This window comes from Streptomyces sp. NPDC059477, assembly GCF_042749375.1.
Classification (GTDB): domain Bacteria; phylum Actinomycetota; class Actinomycetes; order Streptomycetales; family Streptomycetaceae; genus Streptomyces.
Window position 1 is genome coordinate 1 of the sequence record NZ_JBHYUG010000173.1, and the last position, 2151, is coordinate 2151.

2 protein-coding genes are annotated in these 2151 nt (G+C 71.3%); both read left to right on the top strand.

The window, feature by feature from the left end:
* Positions 1-747: RNA-guided endonuclease InsQ/TnpB family protein (locus tag ACFXAZ_RS39135; RefSeq protein ID WP_384601756.1), on the top strand; the 747-nt coding region annotated here is incomplete at its 5' end.
* 366 nt (positions 748-1113) lie between these two features.
* Positions 1114-2031, top strand: a complete 918-nt coding sequence (locus ACFXAZ_RS39140; RefSeq protein ID WP_384601759.1) for a sulfite exporter TauE/SafE family protein — start codon at positions 1114-1116, stop codon at positions 2029-2031.
* Positions 2032-2151 lie beyond the last annotated feature (120 nt).

Sequence of the window (2151 nt, forward strand, 5' to 3'; positions counted from 1 at the left end):
CCGTCCACGGTGACGGTGTCGCAGGACGCGGCCGGACGCTGGTTCGTGTCCCTGCTGTGCGAGGACCCCACCGTGAAGCCGCTCCCGCCCACGGACACGGCCGTCGGCATCGACGTCGGACTCGACCACCTGCTGACCCTCTCCACTGGGGAGAAGGTCGCCAACCCCCGGCACGAGCGCCGTGACCGCGTCCGTCTCGCCAGGGCCCAGCGGCAGCTCGCCCGCAAGGCGGCGGGCGACGGGGCGAACCGGGCCAAGGCCCGCCGCAAGGTCGCCAGGGTCCACGCCCGCATCGCCGACCGCAGGCGCGACCATCTCCACAAGCTCACCACCCGGCTCGTTCGTGAGAACCAAACGATCGTGATCGAGGACCTCTCCGTCCGGAACATGGTGAGGAACGCCGGCCTGGCCCGCGCCATCAGCGACGCGGCGTGGTCGGAACTGCGGAGCATGCTGGAGTACAAGGCCCAGTGGTACGGCCGCGAGGTGATCGCGGTCGACCGCTGGTTCCCCTCCTCCAAGCTGTGCTCCGCCTGCGGCAGCCTGCGGGACAGGCTTCCGCTGCACGTCCGTACCTGGACGTGCGGGGGCTGCGGGACGACCCATGACCGGGACGTGAACGCGGCGAACAACATTCTGGCCGTCGGGCTGACGGCGTCTGTCTGTGGAGCCGGTGTAAGACCTCAACGGAGCACTCCGGGCGGGCAGTCGGCGATGAAGCAGAAACACCTACAGCGCGAGCCGTAGGAACCCCCCTCCATCAGGAGGGGGAGGAAGTCAACCAAGAACTCCTCGCTCTGTGACAACGAGAGGATCGTGTTCCCCGGGCCTACGAGGAAGCTGTGGGCCAGGTGAGGAAGTACTGACAACCGTCCGGGTCGTTGCTGAGAAAGTCTCATTGTCGCAGGTCAGCGGGAGGGGCGCAGATCGGCGCAAGGGACGCGGGTCAGCCGGATGGACGCAGCGGGCAGGCCGCCCGGACCGGCACCGGATCACCGAATCCGCTCAAAGCGTCCTGACAGGACCCCCGTCTAGGGTCCGGGACCGTGTATTCCCACCCACCCGGTGGGAATACAGGGAATCGAATACGACGACGACGGACGGACGCCTGCCATGCGCACCTTGATCCTGCTCGCCCTCGCGGGCTTCGGAGCCCAGCTCGTGGACGGCAGTCTCGGCATGGCCTACGGGGTCACCTCGACCACGCTGCTCCTGGCCCTCGGCACCAACCCGGCCGCCGCCTCCGCCACCGTGCACCTGGCCGAGATCGGTACGACGCTGATGTCAGGGGCCTCGCACTGGCGGTTCGGCAATGTGGACTGGAAGGTCGTCGCGCGGATCGGGGTACCGGGGGCGGTCGGCGCGTTCCTCGGGGCGACGGTCCTGTCCCACCTGTCCACCGATGTCGCCGCCCCGCTGATGTCGGTCATCCTGCTGGGCCTCGGCGCCTACGTCCTGACCCGCTTCACCCTGCGCGGCCTCCCGCGCACCCGCCTGGGCGCCCCGCTGCGCCGCCGCTTCCTCACCCCGCTGGGCCTGGTCGCCGGTTTCCTCGACGCGACCGGCGGGGGCGGCTGGGGCCCGGTCGGCACACCCGCGCTGCTGGCCTCCGGCCGGATGGAACCCCGTAAGGTCATCGGCTCGATCGACACCAGCGAATTCCTGGTGGCGGTGGCCGCGAGCCTGGGTTTCCTCTTCTCCCTGGGCTCCCAGGGCATCGACTTCACCTGGGTCGCCGCGTTCCTCATCGGCGGCCTGCTGGCCGCGCCGCTGGCCGCCTGGCTGGTACGGCTGCTGCCGCCCCGCATCCTGGGCTCGGCGGTGGGCGGCGTCATCATCGTCACCAACGCCCGCACCCTCATGAACAGCGACTGGCTCTCCGTCTCCGACACCACGAGGGTCCTGGTCTACATCGCCGCGTACGCCCTGTGGGCCGCCGCCCTGACGTACTCGATCCGGGCGCATCTGCGCGAGCGCGACCTGACCGACCAGGTGGACCCGGAACGGGCCGAGGCGAGCGCCGCCCACTGAGATGACATGCGTGGGGGGCCCGCGGGGGGGGGGGGGGGGGGGGGGGGGGGGGGGGGGGGGTTGGGGGGGGGGGGGGGGGGGGGGGGGGGGGGGGGGGGGGGGGGGGGGGGGGGGGGTACG

Excerpts from the sequence above, each read along its gene's own strand:
- ACFXAZ_RS39140 (WP_384601759.1), top strand. The coding sequence starts at position 1,114 with ATGCGCACCTTGATCCTGCTCGCCCTCGCGGGCTTCGGAGCCCAGCTC.